The 16,999-nt window shown below is 71.4% G+C and carries 16 protein-coding genes; 9 read left to right on the forward strand and 7 right to left on the reverse strand.

Features of this window, described 5'->3' with window-relative positions:
• Both ACUYMY_RS01075 and ACUYMY_RS01080 read right to left on the reverse strand, forming a co-directional pair.
• Positions 1 to 786, reverse strand: coding sequence for an amino acid ABC transporter ATP-binding protein (locus ACUYMY_RS01075; RefSeq protein ID WP_481701799.1), 786 nt, complete (start codon positions 784 to 786; stop codon positions 1 to 3).
• Positions 787 to 924: 138 nt separating this feature from the next.
• The gene (locus ACUYMY_RS01080) at positions 925 to 1,077 is read right to left on the reverse strand and encodes a hypothetical protein (RefSeq protein ID WP_481701800.1); all 153 of its coding nucleotides are present in this window, start codon (positions 1,075 to 1,077) and stop codon (positions 925 to 927) included.
• 168 nt (positions 1,078 to 1,245) lie between these two features.
• On the opposite strand from ACUYMY_RS01080, the gene ACUYMY_RS01085 reads away from it, so the two are divergent.
• Both ACUYMY_RS01085 and ACUYMY_RS01090 read left to right on the forward strand, forming a co-directional pair.
• Positions 1,246 to 2,856 (forward strand): LuxR C-terminal-related transcriptional regulator, encoded by a 1,611-nt coding sequence (locus ACUYMY_RS01085; RefSeq protein WP_481701801.1) that lies wholly within the window; start codon positions 1,246 to 1,248, stop codon positions 2,854 to 2,856.
• Positions 2,857 to 3,009: 153 nt separating this feature from the next.
• The gene (locus tag ACUYMY_RS01090) at positions 3,010 to 3,843 is read left to right on the forward strand and encodes an alpha/beta fold hydrolase (RefSeq protein WP_481701802.1); all 834 of its coding nucleotides are present in this window, start codon (positions 3,010 to 3,012) and stop codon (positions 3,841 to 3,843) included.
• A 9-nt stretch (positions 3,844 to 3,852) separates the two neighbouring features.
• Here the strand turns inward: ACUYMY_RS01090 and ACUYMY_RS01095 are convergent, their stop codons facing one another.
• The 3 genes from ACUYMY_RS01095 to ACUYMY_RS01105 all read right to left on the reverse strand — a co-directional run bounded on the left by ACUYMY_RS01095 (position 3,853) and on the right by ACUYMY_RS01105 (position 5,591).
• Positions 3,853 to 4,467, reverse strand: coding sequence for a dihydrofolate reductase family protein (locus ACUYMY_RS01095; protein WP_481701803.1), 615 nt, complete (start codon positions 4,465 to 4,467; stop codon positions 3,853 to 3,855).
• A gap of 357 nt (positions 4,468 to 4,824) precedes the next feature.
• Positions 4,825 to 4,950, reverse strand: coding sequence for a hypothetical protein (locus ACUYMY_RS01100; protein ID WP_481701804.1), 126 nt, complete (start codon positions 4,948 to 4,950; stop codon positions 4,825 to 4,827).
• A gap of 218 nt (positions 4,951 to 5,168) precedes the next feature.
• The gene (locus ACUYMY_RS01105; RefSeq protein WP_481701805.1) at positions 5,169 to 5,591 is read right to left on the reverse strand and encodes a RidA family protein; all 423 of its coding nucleotides are present in this window, start codon (positions 5,589 to 5,591) and stop codon (positions 5,169 to 5,171) included.
• Positions 5,592 to 5,734: 143 nt separating this feature from the next.
• Between ACUYMY_RS01105 and ACUYMY_RS01110 the strand changes: the two genes are divergently transcribed.
• The 6 genes from ACUYMY_RS01110 to ACUYMY_RS01135 all read left to right on the forward strand — a co-directional run bounded on the left by ACUYMY_RS01110 (position 5,735) and on the right by ACUYMY_RS01135 (position 12,864).
• Entirely contained in the window at positions 5,735 to 6,592 is an 858-nt protein-coding gene (locus ACUYMY_RS01110) for a fumarylacetoacetate hydrolase family protein (protein ID WP_481701806.1), read from the forward strand.
• A gap of 35 nt (positions 6,593 to 6,627) precedes the next feature.
• Positions 6,628 to 7,116: a cupin domain-containing protein gene (locus tag ACUYMY_RS01115; protein WP_481701807.1), complete on the forward strand. Its 489-nt coding sequence runs from the start codon at positions 6,628 to 6,630 to the stop codon at positions 7,114 to 7,116.
• Positions 7,113 to 8,090: an acyl-CoA thioesterase gene (locus ACUYMY_RS01120; RefSeq protein ID WP_481701808.1), complete on the forward strand. Its 978-nt coding sequence runs from the start codon at positions 7,113 to 7,115 to the stop codon at positions 8,088 to 8,090. Before ACUYMY_RS01115 ends, ACUYMY_RS01120 begins: the two co-directional genes overlap by 4 nt.
• Before the next feature lie 60 nt (positions 8,091 to 8,150).
• Positions 8,151 to 9,809 (forward strand): AMP-binding protein, encoded by a 1,659-nt coding sequence (locus ACUYMY_RS01125; protein ID WP_481701809.1) that lies wholly within the window; start codon positions 8,151 to 8,153, stop codon positions 9,807 to 9,809.
• Between the two features lie 11 nt (positions 9,810 to 9,820).
• Positions 9,821 to 12,235 carry a bifunctional salicylyl-CoA 5-hydroxylase/oxidoreductase gene (locus ACUYMY_RS01130; RefSeq protein ID WP_481701810.1) on the forward strand — a complete coding sequence of 805 codons (2,415 nt, stop codon included), beginning with the start codon at positions 9,821 to 9,823 and terminating at the stop codon, positions 12,233 to 12,235.
• Positions 12,236 to 12,387: 152 nt separating this feature from the next.
• On the forward strand, positions 12,388 to 12,864 hold the full coding sequence (locus ACUYMY_RS01135; protein ID WP_481701811.1) for an acyl-CoA thioesterase: 477 nt from the start codon (positions 12,388 to 12,390) through the stop codon (positions 12,862 to 12,864).
• A 36-nt stretch (positions 12,865 to 12,900) separates the two neighbouring features.
• Here the strand turns inward: ACUYMY_RS01135 and ACUYMY_RS01140 are convergent, their stop codons facing one another.
• Positions 12,901 to 14,436: an HNH endonuclease signature motif containing protein gene (locus ACUYMY_RS01140; RefSeq protein ID WP_481701812.1), complete on the reverse strand. Its 1,536-nt coding sequence runs from the start codon at positions 14,434 to 14,436 to the stop codon at positions 12,901 to 12,903.
• Positions 14,437 to 14,683: 247 nt separating this feature from the next.
• Here ACUYMY_RS01140 and ACUYMY_RS01145 point away from each other — a divergent pair, with 247 nt between their 5' ends.
• On the forward strand, positions 14,684 to 16,003 hold the full coding sequence (locus ACUYMY_RS01145; RefSeq protein WP_481704922.1) for an MFS transporter: 1,320 nt from the start codon (positions 14,684 to 14,686) through the stop codon (positions 16,001 to 16,003).
• A 20-nt stretch (positions 16,004 to 16,023) separates the two neighbouring features.
• Here ACUYMY_RS01145 and ACUYMY_RS01150 read toward each other — a convergent pair whose 3' ends face one another.
• Complete coding sequence (locus ACUYMY_RS01150; RefSeq protein WP_481701813.1) at positions 16,024 to 16,998, reverse strand: amidohydrolase family protein; 975 nt, start codon at positions 16,996 to 16,998, stop codon at positions 16,024 to 16,026.
• Between the last annotated feature and the right edge of the window lies 1 nt (position 16,999).

Here is a 16,999-nt window from a genome sequence, read left to right on the forward strand (position 1 = left end):
TCAGCGCTCCAGGACGGCGCGCAGGAAGCGGCGGGTGCGCTCCTGCTGGGGGTCGCTCATGATCGCCCGGGGGTCGCCCTGCTCGATGATCCGGCAGTCGGCCATGACGACGAGGGTGTCCGAGACGTCCCGGGCGAAGTGCATCTCGTGGGTGACCACGATCATGGTCATGCCGTCGGCGGCCAGCTCGCGCATGACGGCCAGGACCTCGAGGCCGACCTCGGGGTCGAGGGCGGAAGTGGGCTCGTCGAAGAGCATGATGCTCGGGTTCAGGGCCAGGGCCCGGGCGATGGCGATGCGCTGCTGCTGGCCGCCCGAGCAGCGGCCGGGGTGCTGGTTGGCCTTGTCCCTGAGCCCGACGCGCTCGAGGAGCTGCATCGAGCGGGCGTCGGCCTCCTCCCGGCTGCGGCCAAGGACCTTCTGCTGGGGGTAGCTGATGTTCTTGAGCGCGCTCATGTGCGGGAAGAGGTTGAAGGACTGGAAGACCATGCCCACCGTGCTGCGCAGCGCGGCGAGGTCCCTCGCCCCGACGGTCCGGCCGGTCTCGATGGTGTGCCCGGCCACGCGGATGGTGCCGGAGTCCGGGCGCTCGAGCAGGTTGATGCAGCGCAGGAACGTGCTCTTGCCCGCCCCCGAGGGCCCGATCAGCGCCGTCACCGTGCCCGGCTCGACGTGGAGCGAGACGTCGTCCAGCACCACGTGGTCGCCGTACCGCTTCGAGATGTTGTCCAGCGAGATGCCGAGGTGCGGCACAAGCTTGGCGCCAGCTGGTTGAGAGAGAGTCATGGTCGTCTTCCCTGGTGGATGAAGATGGAAACCGGGCTGCCGTCCAGCATCTGCTGTGTCCGGCATCACGCTCAGTGCAATGTTACATGGCACAAAGTGGGCGTCAAGGGCCGTGGGGAGAACGGGCCATGAGGTGGGTCAGGAGTGGCTGAGGGAGTCCTCGGCCGGGGTGCTTGGAGGGAGTTCCTGGGGGTCCTGCGGGAAGGGCGCAGGGATCGACTGGTAGAGGCCGTCGCAGAAGGCAGCGCCGAGCGCGCTCCAGAAGCGCTGCGCCTTCTCGTGCAGGATCACCCGGGGATCATCTCATGTGATGTGTGCCATGTCACGTGGTATCGATGGAGGCGCGAAGAGTCCGCGGTGCGTTGGCGCTGGGAGGACGCGGCCGCCGTCGTTCGCTGAGGGCCGCTGGGGATATGAGCGGGGTGGGGTAGCCTGCATACCGTCGACGGAGGACGGCGGGTGGACGAGCACACGGACAGCCTGGCCCAGGCGCGCACGGCCCATGCGGCACGCGATTGGGCCGCAGCCGCGGCGCGCTTCGACGCCGTCCCGGCTGAGCGGCTCGACGCCGACGACCTCGTCGCCTATGCCGACGCCGTGTGGTGGCTCGGCCGCATCGAGGACAACCTTCGCCTCAGCGCCGCCGCGTGCGAGGCCTTCCTCGCCGAGTCCAGGCCGGCCGAGGCGGCGGGCGTCGCCCTCGTGCTGGGCATCTTCCACCTGGGGCGGGGCGACGAGCCGCAGGGCAGGGGGTGGATCGGCCGCGCCGGGCACCTGCTGGAGGGTGTCCCGGAGTGCCCGGTGCACGGGCTGCTGCTGGTCCTGACCCGGATGGAGCCGAGCCTGCAGGCGGGGCAGCCCGCGGCCGCCGTGGACGCAGCCCGCAGGGTGCAGGAGATCGGCCGCCGGCTCGGCCAGCCCGACCTCGTGTCGCTGGGCCTCAACGGCGAGGGTCGCGCGCTGATCAGGTCGGGACAGGTGATCGACGGGCTGGCGCTGCTCGACGAGGCGATGGTCACGGTCCTGGACGGCAGGCTCGCGCCGTTCCTCTCGGGCACCCTCTACTGCCACACGATCGCGGCCTGCCACGAGGTCGCCGACGTCCGCCGGATGACCCGCTGGAGCGAGCTCGCCGAGCGGTGGCTGGCCTCCCTTCCCGCGGCGGTGCTGTTCGGGGGCCTCTGCGCGGTGCACCGGGCCCAGCTCCAGCTCCTCCGCGGCGTCTGGGACGAGGCAGAACGGACGGCGCTCGAGGTCGTGGCGGACCTCGATGCCAGCCGGGTCGACTACGCCGCCGAGGCCTGGTACGTCGTGGCCGAGGCGCGGCGGCTCCGCGGTGACCCGGGCGCCGTCCGCGCCTACGACGAGGCGCATGCCCGCGGGCGCGACCCGCAGCCGGGCCGCGCGCTGCTGCAGCTCGGGGGTGGCGACGCCGCGGGGGCGGCAACGTCGGTCCGCACGGCACTGGCGGCGGTCGGCCCCGACCCGTTGCGCAGGGCGCCGCTGTGCGCCGCGGCGGTCGAGATCGCGATCGCCGCGGGACGGTCCGACGACGCGTCGTCCGCGGCCGCCGAGCTCGCCGCGACGGCGGCGAGGTATGCGACCTCCGGGCTGGAGGCGATGGCCGCCGGAGCGCGCGGCGCACTGCTCCTGGCGCAGGGCCATGCCGAGGAGGCCCTTCCCGTGCTGCGCGACGCGTGCCGGCGGTGGCACGAGCTCGGCGCTCCGCAGGAGGTGGCCGGCCTCTGCGAGCGGCTGGCCGAGGCATACCGGGCGCTCGGCGACGAGGCGTCCGCTGCCGCGGAGGACGCGCGGGCGGCGGAGGCGTACGAGCGGCTGGGCGTCCGCCGGCCGGGGTCGGGGGCGCCGGGCGGGCTGAGCCGGCGCGAGAGCGAGGTGCTGGCGCTCGTCGCCGAGGGACGCTCGAACCGGGAGATCGGCGATCGGCTGTTCATCAGCGACCGGACGGTGGGCCGGCACCTGACGAACATCTACGCCAAGATCGGGGTCACCTCCCGCACGCAGGCGGCGCGGTACGCCGTCGAGCGCGGGATGACGGCACCCCGGTGAGCTGGGTGGGCCACTGAGCCGGATGCGCAGAACCGCGTAGTCCCGCGGCGGCAGGTCGGCCGATGATGCCGATGCCGGCCACCCGGTGGCGCTCCTAACGTCCTTGGTAGAGGCACCGACCAGCGGCGCCACTACCGGTCAGGAGCCGTCATCATGAACGAGAAGCGCATCCAGCGGGCTGTCTCCGCCGACGGCACCGAGATCGTCGGACGGGTCGTGGGACAGGGGCCCGCGCTGGTGCTGGTCCACGGGGGGATCGGCCACGGCGACCTCGCCTGGCAGGAGCTGCTGCCGCACCTCACCGACCGGTTCACCTGCTATCTCCCGAGCGTCCGCGGCCGCGGGCTGTCGGGAGACCACCCGGACCACACCCCGCCGCGCCTCGTCGAGGACGTCACGGCCTTCGCCGACAGCATCGGCGAGCCGGTGAGCCTCCTGGCATGGTCGGGCAGCGGCCCGTGGTGCCTCGGCGCCGCGCGGAGCAGTGCTGTGGCCGCCGTCGCCGCCTACGAGCCGGTCGTGCCCGGCGTCGGGGAGCCTGACATGCCGCGGCTCGGCGCCGCGTTCGAGCGGGCAGGCAAGGCCGTCGCCCAAGGCCGCCTCGTCGAGGCGATGCACCACTTCGCCGCCGGCATCTGCACGGACGACGAGGTCGCCGCCCTCGAGCAGACGACCTTCTTCGAGCTCTGGGCCAGCGCAGTCCCAGCCATGCTCAATGACCTCGGGCAGGACAACGCCTACCAGGGCCCACGGTCCACCGACCCCGAGTCCCTGGCGCAGGTCACGGTGCCGGTCCTCATCCTCCGAGGCCGGCAGACCCTGCTCGCCTCCCTGTGGGGCGAGTCGGAACAGCACATCGCCCGGCACGTCCCCCACGTGCACGTCCGCGAGCTGCCCGGTCTCGGCCACTTCGCGCCCGTGGTCGCCCCCGAGGTCGTCGCCGGGGAGCTGATCTCCTTCTACGAGTCGGTCCGCCAGCCGGCCTGACCGTGCGCGCTACCCCTCGCCGATGTCGATGCCCGTGATCGGCGCGCCGGCGCGCTCGTAGGCGAGGAGGACCGCGCCCTTCGGGAAGGCCTGGGGCGGCTGCACGAACCTGAAGGCGGCGGGCACGCCGGAGCCGTCCGGGAACAGGCGCTTGCCCGACCCGAAGGTCAGCGGGTAGACGAAGAGGTTCAGCCGGTCGAGCAGGTCGGCCTCGAGCAGCGACCGCGCAAGGTGGCCGCTGCCGATGACGTGGATGTCCTCGAACCGGTCCTTCACCGCGCCCACCTGCGCCACGTCCGGCAGCGCCGTGGTGCCCTCCCATTCCGGGTCGGTCAGGGAGCGCGAGACGACGAACTTCGGCAGGGCGTTGAATGTCGTCGCGATGGGGTCGCCCTGGGGGCGGGTGGGCCAGTACCCGGCGAAGATGTCGTAGGTCTTGCGTCCGAGCAGCAGGGCATCCATGCGGTTGATGCCCGCGCCGATCGCCTCACCGGACTCCGCATCGAAATACGCCCCCTGCCACCCGCCGAACTCGAAGCCGCCCTCGAGGTCCTCGTTGGGGCCGCCGGGCGCCTGGTACACGCCGTCGAGGGTGATGAACAGGTCGAGGGAGAGGATGCCCATGGTGTGCCCCTTCGCGTGCTCGGAATTGACTCAGCGTGGGCCACGATAGTCACGGGGGCAGGGGAGGTCGAGAGGCGGACGCGGCGGGAATGCTGCGCCGCAGTAGGACAGCTCGACCTGTCCTACTGATCGCAATCCCCGTGCCCTGGCTCCAGGTGCAGCCCCTCCCAAGGAGTGGCGACGAGCCGGAGCGAGGCGCTGTAAGGATGCGACTCGGTGGGGGCCGGCGGCTGCGGGCTGGTGCTGGACGGCGTCAGGATTCTCAGTGCGCCAGCCACGGCCGAGAGGAATCGGTCCATGGTCTCCTCCTTCGGAGCCTCGTCACGGCATGTGGGCCTCTGACGGAGTGAGCTTGGTCTAGTCGCTCGTGGAGCGGTTCAGCGGGCCGGCCGGCTTCTGGGATTCGCTGGCGGCGGCGGCAGCGGCGGCGGCTTCGCGCTCGCGGTACTCGACCCAACGCTGGTGTGCGAGTCGACGGGACATCATCGCTGCTCACCTCCTTCACCTGCGATCTGTGCCTGCTTTTTCTACTCACAACGCTACGTTTGCGCGCTCGGGCCCTCTATCCGGACCGCGCAGCCATCATCCGTTTCGCGCAAGCAGGCCGCCTGCAGCACGCCCGTCCTGAGGCACGTCGAAGGCCCCCGCCTGCACGAGGCGAGGGCCTTCGGCGTCCCCCCGGAACTGTGGGTCGGAGAGGGCTACTCCGCCGTCCCCGACCCGATCACGGCCACGCCCTTGATCTCGATCAGGGCCTCCTCCTGCCACAGCCGCGTGATCCCGATGCCCGCCATCGCCGGGTACTCGCGCCCGGCCATCTCGCGCCAGATCCGCCCGATCTCCCGCCCGTGGGCCATGTAGTCCTCCACGTCGGTGAGGTAGATCGTCACGTCGACGAGGTCCTCGGGCTTCCCGCCGGCCTCCTCGAGCGTGGCCAGGACGTTGGAGAACGCCTGCCGGAACTGCTCGACGATCCCGCCCGGGACGATCTTCATGTCCTTGTCCAGGGCGGTCTGCCCGCCCAGGTACACGGTGTTCCCCACCTTGATCCCGTGCGCGTAGCCCGAGGGCTTCGGCAGCGACGCCGGGTTGATGGTCTCCTTGCGCGTCATGGTCGCCTCCATGGTGTCCTCCTGCTCCCTTGCGGGGTCGTCTCCAGTGTGGGGCTAGTCACGGTCTCGCGGGCCGTGCTACCTTGAGTTTAGTTGACGGTCGTTAGAAAAGCGACATACTGAAATCAAGAACACCAGAGACGCTCAGGAGAGACATGGAACTCGGCACGATCAGGACCGCGGAGGGCACCTCCGCCGCCGTCCGGCGCGACGGCCGGTGGATCCCCCTCGGCGCCCCGGACCTCAGCGCGCTGCTCGCCCGGGCGGACTGGCGCACGACGGCGGAGGCCGCGCTCGCGTCCGCCGCGCCGGGCGCCGGGGTCGCCGCTGGTATTGCCGTGGGCGCCGCCGAGCTGGCCCTCCCGCTGCCGGCCCCCCGCAAGGTGGTCTGCTGCGGGCTCAACTACGCCGACCACATCACCGAGATGGGCCGCGACCTCCCCGAGCACCCCACGCTCTTCGCGAAGTTCGCGGACACGCTCACGGGCCCCGCGGACGAGATCTCGGTGCCGCCCGCCGCCCAGGGCGCGCTCGACTGGGAGGCCGAGCTCGCCGTCGTCGTCGGCGCGGAGCTGCGCGGGGCGAGCGAGGAGGAGGCGCGCGCCGGCATCGCCGGGTACGCGCTCGCGAACGACCTCTCGGTCCGCGACTGGCAGAAGCGCACCCTCCAGTGGTTCCAGGGCAAGGCGTGGGACGCGACGACGCCGCTCGGCCCGGTCCTCGTCACGGCGGAGGCGATCGACCCACAGGACGGCATCGAGATCGTGTGCGAGGTCAACGGGGTCCGCCGCCAGACGGGCTCGACCAAGACGCTCGTCTTCAGCGCCGCCGCCCTCGTCGCGTACATCTCCCAGTTCACCGTGCTTCGCCCCGGCGACGTCGTCTTGACCGGCACGCCCGGCGGCGTCGGCATGGGGATGCAGCCCCCGCTCTACCTCGCGGACGGCGACACGGTCGTCGTCGAGGCCAAGGGCCTGGGCCGCCTCGAAAACACCATCCGCTTCACCCACTGATCAGCAGACACTAGAGATACGGCAAAGGAGCCACCATGCCAGAGCAGACAGCAGAGCAGACCTACGCCACCGAGGGCGACAACTCGATCTACGCCCAGCCCGACGGCCGCGTGATCCCCGTGGTGACCCGTGCCGGGCACGAGGACACCTCGACCATGCAGTCCGGCCAGTGCGTGCGCGTCTCGGGCGTCTCGATCCAGCACACTCCCGCGACGAAGATCTGGTTCGGCCAGGTCTCCAACGAGCCCGGCTACCGCTCCTTCCCGCACCACCACGGCGAGGCCGAGACCGGCGGCTACGTGCTCCGTGGCCACGGCCGGATCTACTTCGGCGAGGGCTACAAGGACTACGTCGACATGAGCGCCGGCGACTGGGTCTTCGTCCCGCCGTTCATGCCGCACGTCGAGGCGAACATGTCCACCACGGAGGAGCTCGTGTGGCTCACCACCCGCACCCCGGAGAACATCGTGGTGAACCTCGAGGACGTCGACGACTCCGAGCTCGAAGGGTTCCGCCGGGCATGAGCACCGCAGGCACGTCCACGGGTCTCTCCACCGCGCTGCTCGCGGCGCTCGAGCTCTCTCCAGCCGAGCCCGAGCACTTCGACCTCGCCTTCACCGCGACCACCCAGCCCTGCCCGTGGCCCAAGGCCTACGGCGGGGACATGGTGGCCCAGGCCGCGGCGGCCGCGATGCTCTCGGTCGAGGCGGACCGGGGTCTGCACTCGATGCACTCCTACTTCATGCGCCCCGTCGACATCGGCGCCCACGTCCGCTACGAGGTCGAGCTCCTGCGCGATGGCCGCGGCTACTCGACCCGGCAGGTGCGCGGCTACCAGAACGGCAAGCCGGTCTACGCCGCGCTCGCCTCGTTCCAGGTCCCGGAGGACGGCGCCGAGCTCGCCCCCGCGGCCCCCGCCGGGGTCCCGGACCCGGAAACGCTGCCGAGCTCGGCCGAGTACCTCGCCGACGTCGAGCCGGGCACGGCCGAGGCGGGCACGCTCACCGAGGCGTCCAAGGAGTACTGGTCCTCGGGCCGGTCCTTCGACATGCGGCACGTCCCCGGCCCGGTGTACGTGCGGGTCGAGGGGGAGCGGGTGCCGCACCAGGCGGTGTGGCTGCGCTCCTTCGAGGCGCTCGACGGCGTGGGCTCGCCCGACGCCGGCGGCTCACCCCGCGCAGCCACCCCCGGAGCCGCCGCGCTCACCGAGGCCCAGCTGCACACCGCGGCCCTCGCCTACGCGTGCGACTACACGATCATCGAGCCGACCCTCCGCGCCCTCGGGCTCGCGTGGGCCGACCCGGGCCTGACGACCGCGAGCCTCGACCACGCGATGTGGTTCCACCGGCCCGCCCGCGTGGACGGCTGGCTCCTCTACGCGCAGGAGGCCGCCGGCACCCAGTCCGGGCGCGGGCTCGGCCTCGGGCGCTTCTTCGACACGGACGGCCGCCTCGTGGCGACCGTCGCCCAGGAGGCGCTGGTCCGGCCCGGACGCTGACGTCCCCGCCGCCAGGCCTCAGTCCCCAGAGCCCTCCGCACTGCCCGAAAGGTGACCCCCATGGCTCTCTCACCCTCCGCCCACGCGGACACGTTCGCGCGGGACCACCTTCCCCCGGCCGACCAGTGGCCGGCCTTCGAGTTCACGCTCCCCGAGCTGCAGTACCCGGACCGGCTCAACGCGGCGTCGGCCCTTATCGACCGCGCCGTCGAGCGCTTCGGCGCCGACCGCACTGCGCTCCTGACCCCTGACGGCGCTCGCTGGACCTACGGCGAGCTGCAGACCCGGGCCAACCAGGTCGCGCAGGTCCTCACCGAGGACCTCGGGCTCGTCCCGGGCAACCGCGTCCTCCTGCGCTCGCCGAACAACCCCTGGACCGTCGCCGCGTGGCTCGGCGTCCTGAAGGCCGGCGGGGTCGTCGTGACGACGATGCACGCCCTCCGCGCGGCCGAGATCGCCCAGATCCTCGAGCGCACGTCCCCGTCGGTCGCCCTCGTCGACCACCGCTTCGCCGAGGACCTCGAGGCGGCCGTCGCCGCCCGCGGCGACGGGACCGCCGTCGTGCGCCCTGTCGTTGTGCGGTATGGCGGCGAAGCGCGCGACGATCTTACCGCCCGCGCGGCGGCCAAGAGCGGGCGGTTCGACGCCGTCCAGACGGCGGCGGACGACGTCGCCCTCCTGGGCCCCACCTCGGGCAGCACCGGCGTGCCCAAGGTGACCATGCACTTCCACCGCGACATCCTCGCCAACGCCGACACCTTCGCGCGGCACATCCTGCAGCCCACCGCGGGCGACGTGTTCGCGTGCTCCGCCCCGTTCGCGTTCACGTTCGGGCTCGGCTCGCTCCTCGTGTTCCCGCTGCGCTTCGGCGCCACCTCGCTGCTGACCGAGCGCACGACGCCGGTCCAGCTCGCCGAGCTCGTCGCCGAGCACGGCGTCACGGTCCTCGCGACGGCGCCGACCGCCTACCGGGCGATCATCAAGGAGGGCAAGGCGGACCTGCTCAGGGGCGTGACGAAGGCGATCTCCGCCGGCGAGCACCTCCCGCGGGAGACGTGGCAGCACGTCTACGAGGGGACCGGGCTCAAGCTCATCAACGGCATCGGGGCCACGGAGCTCCTGCACGTGTTCATCTCCGCCGCGGGGGACGACATCCGCCCCGGCGCCACAGGCCGCGCGGTCCCCGGCTACCGGGCCACGGTCCTCGACGACGAGGGCAACGAGGTGGCCCCGGGCGAGCTCGGGCGGCTCGCGGTCATCGGCCCGACGGGCTGCCGGTACCTCGCGGACGAGCGCCAGCTCTCCTACGTGGTCAACGGCTGGAACGTCACCGGCGACACCTTCTACCGCGACGCCGAGGGCTACTTCTACTACCAGGCCCGCGCGGACGACATGATCGTCTCCTCCGGCTACAACATCGGCGCCCCCGAGGTCGAGGCCGCCATCGATGAGCACCCCGACGTCATGGAGTCCGGCGTCGTCGGCCGGCCGGATCCCGAGCGCGGCACCGTGGTCTGCGCGTTCGTCGTCCTCCGCGACGGCGTGGAGGGCGACGACGCGAAGCGCCGCGAGATCCAGGACTTCGTCAAGTCCCGCATCGCCCCGTACAAGTACCCGCGCGACGTCCGCTTCGTCGACGCCCTGCCGCGCAACCCGAGCGGCAAGCTCCAGCACTACCGCCTGCGCGAGCAGGCCGCCGCCAACGGCACGCAGGTTTGAGAGGAAGACCAATGAAAATTGCAGTCATCGGCGGCGGCCCCGGCGGCCTCTACTTCTCCGCCCTCATGAAGCAGCTCGACCCCGCCCACGAGGTCACCGTGTGGGAGCGCAACCGCGCAGAGGATACGTTCGGCTTCGGCGTCGTGTTCTCCGACGAGACGCTCGGCGGGATCGGCAACGCGGACGCCGTCGTCGCGGAGTACATGTCTGAGCGGTTCGCCCGCTGGACGGACATCGACATCACCCTCAACGGCGTCCGGCACACCGTGGGCGGCCAGGGCTTTGCGGCCATGAGCCGCAAGGAGCTGCTGACGCTCCTGCAGCGCCGCTGCGTCGAGCTTGGCGTCGACGTGCGCTTCTCCACGATGGCGCCCGACGTCGAGGAGCTCGCCCGGGACTACGACCTGGTCCTCGCGGCCGACGGCGTGAACTCGGCAGTGCGGGCCCGGTTCCCCGAGTCGTTCGGCCCGTCCCTCGACGTGCGCCCGAACAAGTACATGTGGCTCGGGACGGACCTCGTGTTCGAGGCCTTCCAGTTCTTCGTCAAGGACACCCAGTGGGGCACCATGCAGATCCACGGGTACCCGTTCTCGGACGAGGGTTCAACCTTCATCGTCGAGATGCACGAGGACGTGTGGCGCGCCGCCGGGTTCGACGAGACCGAGGGCACCGTCTTCCCGCCCGGCGTCTCCGACGAGAAGGCGATCGCGAAGGTCCGGGAGATCTTCGCCGAGGAGCTTGCTGGCCACGAGGTGCTCGCGAACAACTCGAAGTGGATCAACTTCACCACGGTGCGCAACGCGTCCTGGCGGCACGGCAACGTCGTCCTCCTCGGCGACGCCGCCCACACGGCGCACTTCTCGATCGGCTCCGGCACCAAGCTCGCGATGGAGGACGCGCTCGCGCTCGCGGCCTGCCTCCACGAGCACCCGTCGCTCGAGGCGTCCCTCGAGGCGTACGAGACCGAGCGGCGGCCCGTCGTCGAGTCCACCCAGCGCGCGGCCCAGGCCTCGCTCGAGTGGTTCGAGAACATCGGCATGTACACGTCCCAGGAGCCGACGCAGTTCTGCTTCAACCTCCTGACCCGCTCGCGCCGCATCACGCAGGAGAACCTGCGGCTGCGCGACCCGGAGTTCGCCGCTGGCGTGGACGCATGGTTCGCCCGGTCCCAGGCCGCCGCGGGGAACGGCGACGGCGCCGTCCGCCCGGCGATGTTCCAGCCCTTCCGGATCGGCGGGCTCGAGCTGGCCAACCGCGTCATCGTCTCGCCGATGGACATGTACTCCTCGGTCGACGGCGTCCCGGGGGACTTCCACCTCGCGCACCTCGGCTCGAAGGCGCTCGGCGGTGCCGGGCTGGTCATGACGGAGATGATCTGCGTCTCCGAGGCCGGCCGCATCACGCCCGGCTGCGCGGGCCTCTACACGGACGGGCAGCGGGACGCGTGGGGCCGGATCGTGGACTTCGTCCACACCGCCTCGGCCGCGAAGATCGGCGCCCAGATCGGCCACTCGGGCCGCAAGGGCTCCACCAAGCTCATGTGGGAGGGCATCGACCAGCCGCTCGAGTCGGGCAACTGGCAGACCGTCGCGCCGTCGCCCCTCGCGTACGGGCCCGAGAACCAGGTCCCGGCCGAGCTGAACCGGGCCGGCATGGACGAGATCCGCGACGAGTTCGTCGCCGCCGCCCGCCGCGCCGCCGAGGCCGGCTTCGACCTCCTCGAGGTCCACGCCGCCCACGGCTACCTGCTCTCCTCGTTCCTCTCGCCGGTCTCGAACCGCCGCACCGACGAGTACGGCGGCTCGCTCGAGAACCGCCTGCGCTTCCCGCTCGAGGTGTTCGACGCCGTCCGGGCCGCCTTCCCGGCCGAGCGCCCCGTCACGGTGCGCATCTCCGCCGTCGACTGGCTGCCCGACGGGAACACCGCCGAGGACGGCGTGGAGATCGCGAAGGCGTTCGTGGCGCACGGCGCGGCGGCCGTGGACGTCTCCTCGGGGCAGATCGCCAAGGAGGAGAAGCCCGCGTTCGGCCGCTCCTACCAGACGCCGTTCGCGGACCGCATCCGTCAGGCCCTCGAGGGCACGGGCGCGGCCGTCATCGCCGTCGGGGCGATCTCGAGCTACGACGACGTCAACTCGATCCTCCTCGCCGGGCGCGCGGACCTGTGCGCCCTCGGCCGGACGCACCTGTACGACCCGCAGTGGACCCTCCACGCCGCGGCCGAGCAGGACTACCGCGGCGCGGGCGCCGAGTGGGTGCCGCAGTTCCGCGCCGGCCGCCGCAAGCCGCCGTCGTCCCGCACGGACGCCGTCCGCCCGCGCCTGTCGCTCCTGCGCGAGCCCGACACCGACGAGCTCCCGACCCACCTCCGCTGGACCCCGTCAGCGGACAAGCAGGCGAGGGTGCTGGAAGGGGCAACGGCCTAGCCGCTGAGGGGTCATATCCCTTGGGTTGAGTGGCCATCTCCCACCCGTTGACTGGCCACCTCTCGCCCTCTGAGGGGCCACATCCCGACCGATCCGGGGGTGGCCCCTCTACCCTTGGCCCCGCCCACCCGACACCAACTTCAGGAGGATCCGTGACCGAGGCGAGCGCCGCTGTCGTGCGCGAGGAGCTGACCCGCACCGTCGAGTGGGTCGACACCGACGCCGCGGGGCACCACCACAACTCGTTCGTGCTGCGCAGCGTCGAGGCCGCGGAGGCGCGGCTGTTCCAGCGGCTCGGCGTGCTGACCGACTACTTCGGCGCGGCGCCGCGCGTGCGCCAGGAGGTCGACTACCGGTCCAAGCTGTACTTCGGGCAGGACGCGACGACGGTCCTCGAGCTCGAGTCGCTGGGCACCTCCTCGATGGCGTTCCGCTTCGAGGTGTGGGGCGAGGCGCACGACGGCGGGCCCTCCGGCGGCGTCGAGCGTCGCCTCGCGGCGTCGGGCCGGTTCGTGACGGTGCACGTGCCGCGGGGGAGCGAGGCGTCCGCGCCGTGGCCCGAGGCGATCCGGGCGGCTGTGGAGAGAGCCGGCTCGTCGGGGCACTCGCGGGCGGAGCCAGGGCAATGATCAGCACGTGAAAGGGTGTGGGATGCCGGTGGGCCTTTAGAACGGCGGTGCGTCAGAGCGTGTGGCCCGAGGTGGGGCGGGCTCCGGCGGAGGTGCTTCGCCAGGCCGCGGCCGCAGGTCAGCGGGCCTCGGCCCGAGGATATGATCGCGGTCTATCGGCTCGGCCGAGAGCTCACCGCCGAGGAGGGTCTGCCACACCAGCTCTCCGCTGATGGTGGGCGGGCCGCCCTCGGATGGGAGGCCTCTCTGTTCGGCAGCGGCCTGACGCCGGAGCCGGAAGATCGCGAGGGACTTGAGTGCGTGGTGCTTCGCACACAGCAATGTCAGATTCTCGGCGTTCGTGGTGCCGCCATCCTGCCATTCGATGGTGTGGTCCACCTCGGCGCGTTGGGCTGCGCATGTGCAGGCGGGGACGAGGCATTCGCCGTCGCGGTAGCGGATGAAGCGGAGGAGCCCGGCCGAGGGTCTGTAGGCGGTGCGTCCGAGCTTGACGGGAACGCCCTCGTCGTCGGTGTAGAGCTTCTGCCATCCTGGCGCGGCGGCGGCGAGGAGACGGGCCGTCTCCGCATCGATGACACCGTAGCCCTCCAGATATGCCACGTCGTCGGAGGCTCCCAGGACCACCTCCGGCCGCAGGTGCACAACGACCTCCGGTTTGATCCGGCCAATGAGTTCTTCAAGCGACGGGACGGGCAGGAGCGCCTCGCCGCGCCCGGACCCCTCGTCGCGTGCCGACCCCTCGGCGAGCCCAGGCTGGGCGTCCGGCGCGGGCTGATCGGCGAACGCGAGCTGGACGAGGACGTCGGCCCGTAGCTGGGCCAGAGTGCGGTACTCGCCGTCGCCATCTCGTGCGGCACGTGCGATCGCGTCGATGCGCCCGTAGGCGGCCTTGGCCGTTTCGGCGGGAAGGAGCGCGGCGAGGGTGCACATACCGTCGTCGTCCGGCTGCAGCCACACCCTGCGGTCCTGGCGCGCCGCCGCTCGCCGCTTCACGATCGACTCGGGATGGAGCCGCTCGCGCAGGTCGCGCACGACGGCGCGGAACTCCCCCGGCGTCCGCACTCGGCCCTTCCTGGTCCGCAGCCGCGAGAGAGCCTCGATGCCGAAAGCCTCGGCGACGTCGTCGGGCAACGTCGACGACTGGTCGACGACGACGCGGGCATGGGCCTCTGTCACATCGCCGGAAGCGAGGGCCGTGTGGAGCGCAGGGTGGATGTTGACGAGGGCGCTCGAGAAGTTGACGGTCCGGGCGGCCGCGGCCTCGGACGTCCCCTGGATCGCCGCGATCTCCGCCACGGCAGCGGCGTAGGCGACATTGCCGCCGAGCCTTTCTGGCTGACCGTCCCGGCCCTCGAGGGGCTGATCCGCGACGTGCTGTGTCTGCCTGTCCACGAGCATGGCCCGGAGGCTCGCGCTGAAGGCATCGAAGTCTGCGAGGGCACGCAGCCCGGCCGAGACGCCCTCCGGAGTCTCGAGGGCGCGGACATCGAGGACAAGTGTCCCGGACAGCACATCGGAGTGGCGCGAGGCGAATGACAATTCGGCGAGCGCCCGCTGTCCTTCGACTCCCATCTCGCACCCCCAGCGATGTAGTAGATGTGTTCTAAGACTAATACTTTGAGTCAGTGTGTACCATAGTTTTATTCGAGTACTTCGTGCCTCCGCATACGGCTCCGATTGTTCGCCGGGGTTCCGGGATCCCCTAGGGGAGGGCTAGCCTCGTAGGGTGACCGACGGGCCGGGTGTCCCCGCGCCGGGGGCGGCGTCAGCCAAGCAGGAGAACCAGCAGACGGCGGGGGTGCAGCCGCCGCCGAACGGCATGCGCATCTTCATCGCCGTCCTCGCGAACACGATGATCGCGAACGTCACCACGAGCTTCCTGTGGTTCGCGCTCACGTTCTGGGTGTACCTCGAGACCCTCTCCGTGCTCGCGACCGGCATCATCGGCGGCGCGTATATGCTGCTCGTCGCGGTCTTCTCGATGTACTTCGGCACGATCGTGGACAGGCACCGGAAGCACCGGGTCATGGTGCTCTCGAGCGTGCTCCCGCTCGGGGCGTTCCTCGTGGCCGGCGTCGTCTACCTCCTGCAGCCCGAGTCTGCGCTCGTGGACCTCGGCGGCCCGTGGTTCTGGGTCTTCTCCGGCATCATCCTCTTCGGCTCGGTGGTCGAGCAGCTGCGCAACATCGCGCTCTCCACGACGGTCACGCTCCTCGTGCCCGAGGAGCGGCACGCGAATGCCAACGGCATGGTCGGAACGGTGCAGGGGCTCGCGTTCATCACCACGACCATCTTCAGCGGGCTGTCGGTCGGCCTGCTGGGCATGGGATGGACCCTCGCGATCGCCATCGCGCTCACGTTCGTCACGCTCGTCCACCTCGCGTTCGTGCGCATTCCGGAGGAGAAGCCCGTCGCCGAGGACGGGAAGCCCCCGAGGATCGACGTGCGCGGCAGCCTCGCCGCGATCCGCGTGGTCCCGGGCCTCTTCGCCCTGATCCTGTTCACGACGCTCAACAACCTCATCGGCGGCGTCTACATGGCGCTCATGGACCCGTACGGCCTGACCCTGTTCCCCGTCGAGCTCTGGGGCATCGTCCTGGGCGTCACGTCCACGGGCTTCCTCATCGGCGGCGCGGCGATCGCGAAGTTCGGCCTCGGCGCCAACCCCGTCCGCACGATGCTGCTCGTCGCCGTCGTCATGGGCATCCTCGGCGCGTTCTTCACCGTCCGCGAGTGGTGGTGGCTCTACGCCCTCGGCATCTTCGTCTACATGGCGCTCATCCCGGCCGTGGAGGCCTCGGAGCAGACGGTCATCCAGAAGGTCGTCCCGTTCCAGCGGCAGGGCCGCGTCTTCGGGTTCGCCGCGGCCTTCGAGTCCGCGGCGGCGCCCGTCACCTCGTTCCTCATCGCGCCGATCGCGCAGTTCTGGATCATCCCGTACATGGCGTCCGACGGCGGGCGGCTCGCGTGGGGCTGGCTGCTCGGCGAGGGCGACGCGCGGGGCATCGCCTTGGTCTTCCTGGTCAGCGGGCTCCTGCTCACGGCGCTCGCCCTGCTGGCCTTCACGACCCGGTCCTACCGCCTCCTGTCCGACCACTACCAGGGCTCGAGGGAGTCCGTGCCGATCGCCGAGGCCTGACCCGGCCGGGCGTCACGTGCTCATGCAAGTCTGGCTCCGGCCAGCCGGGGGATCAGCAGCTCCGCCGCCCCGCGCTCGATCGAGCTGCGGGACGCGTCCCCCAGAGGGTAGGCGTCCAGCTGGGCCGTGAAGTACTCCGAGTTGTCCTCCCGGGCGTAGGGCCAGTCGCTGCCGTAGGTGACGTGCCCGGGCTGGGCGAAGGCCAGGAGGCTCGGCATGCTGTGCGGGCTCGCGGTCAGCGCCGTGTCGAAGTAGAAGCGCGCGCACTCCGCCAGGAACCCGGCCCGGTCGATGGCCTCGCCCTCACTGCTCGCGCCGCTCCCAGGGGCCTCCTTGATCGGCGTGAGGCTGGCGATTCGGTGCGAGGCGTACGGCAGCATCCCGCCGCCATGGGCCAGGATGACCTTGAGCCGGGGGTACCGGCGGAGCACGCCGTGGCGGATCAGGTTGAGCGCGGCCCGGGTCGTGTCGAGCAGGAAGTCGGCGACGAACACGGGCACGCCCGGCAGCGGCTCGGCCGGGAGCGCGTTGGGGTGCACGAAGACGACGGCCTCGCGCCGGTCGAGTTCGGCCATGAGCTCCTCGAGGCGGGGGTCGCCCACGTAGACGCCGTCGCAGTTGGCCAGGAGGATGACCCCGTCGCAGTGCAGGTCGTCGAACGCGTACTCCACCTCGCGCAGGGCGCGGTCGACGTCGGGCAGCGGCAGCGCGGCGAACAGGCCGAACCGGTCGGGCTGGTCGCGCACGAGGTCGGCGGCGTACTCGTTGACGTGGCGGGCCATCGCAGCCGCCCGCTCGGCATTGCCGAACCAGAATCCGGGCCGGGCAACGGAGAGGACCGAGGTCTCCACGCCGAGCGTCTCCATCTCCTCGAGCGCGGCCTCCGGGCTCCAGGCAGGCGTCGCCTGGCCGCCGAAGAACGCCTCCTCCTCGAGGTAGCGGCGGTAGGCCGGGGGGACGTAGTGCGCGTGGGTGTCGATCTTGCCGCGGGACATG

This window comes from Sinomonas sp. T428B (assembly GCF_056780155.1).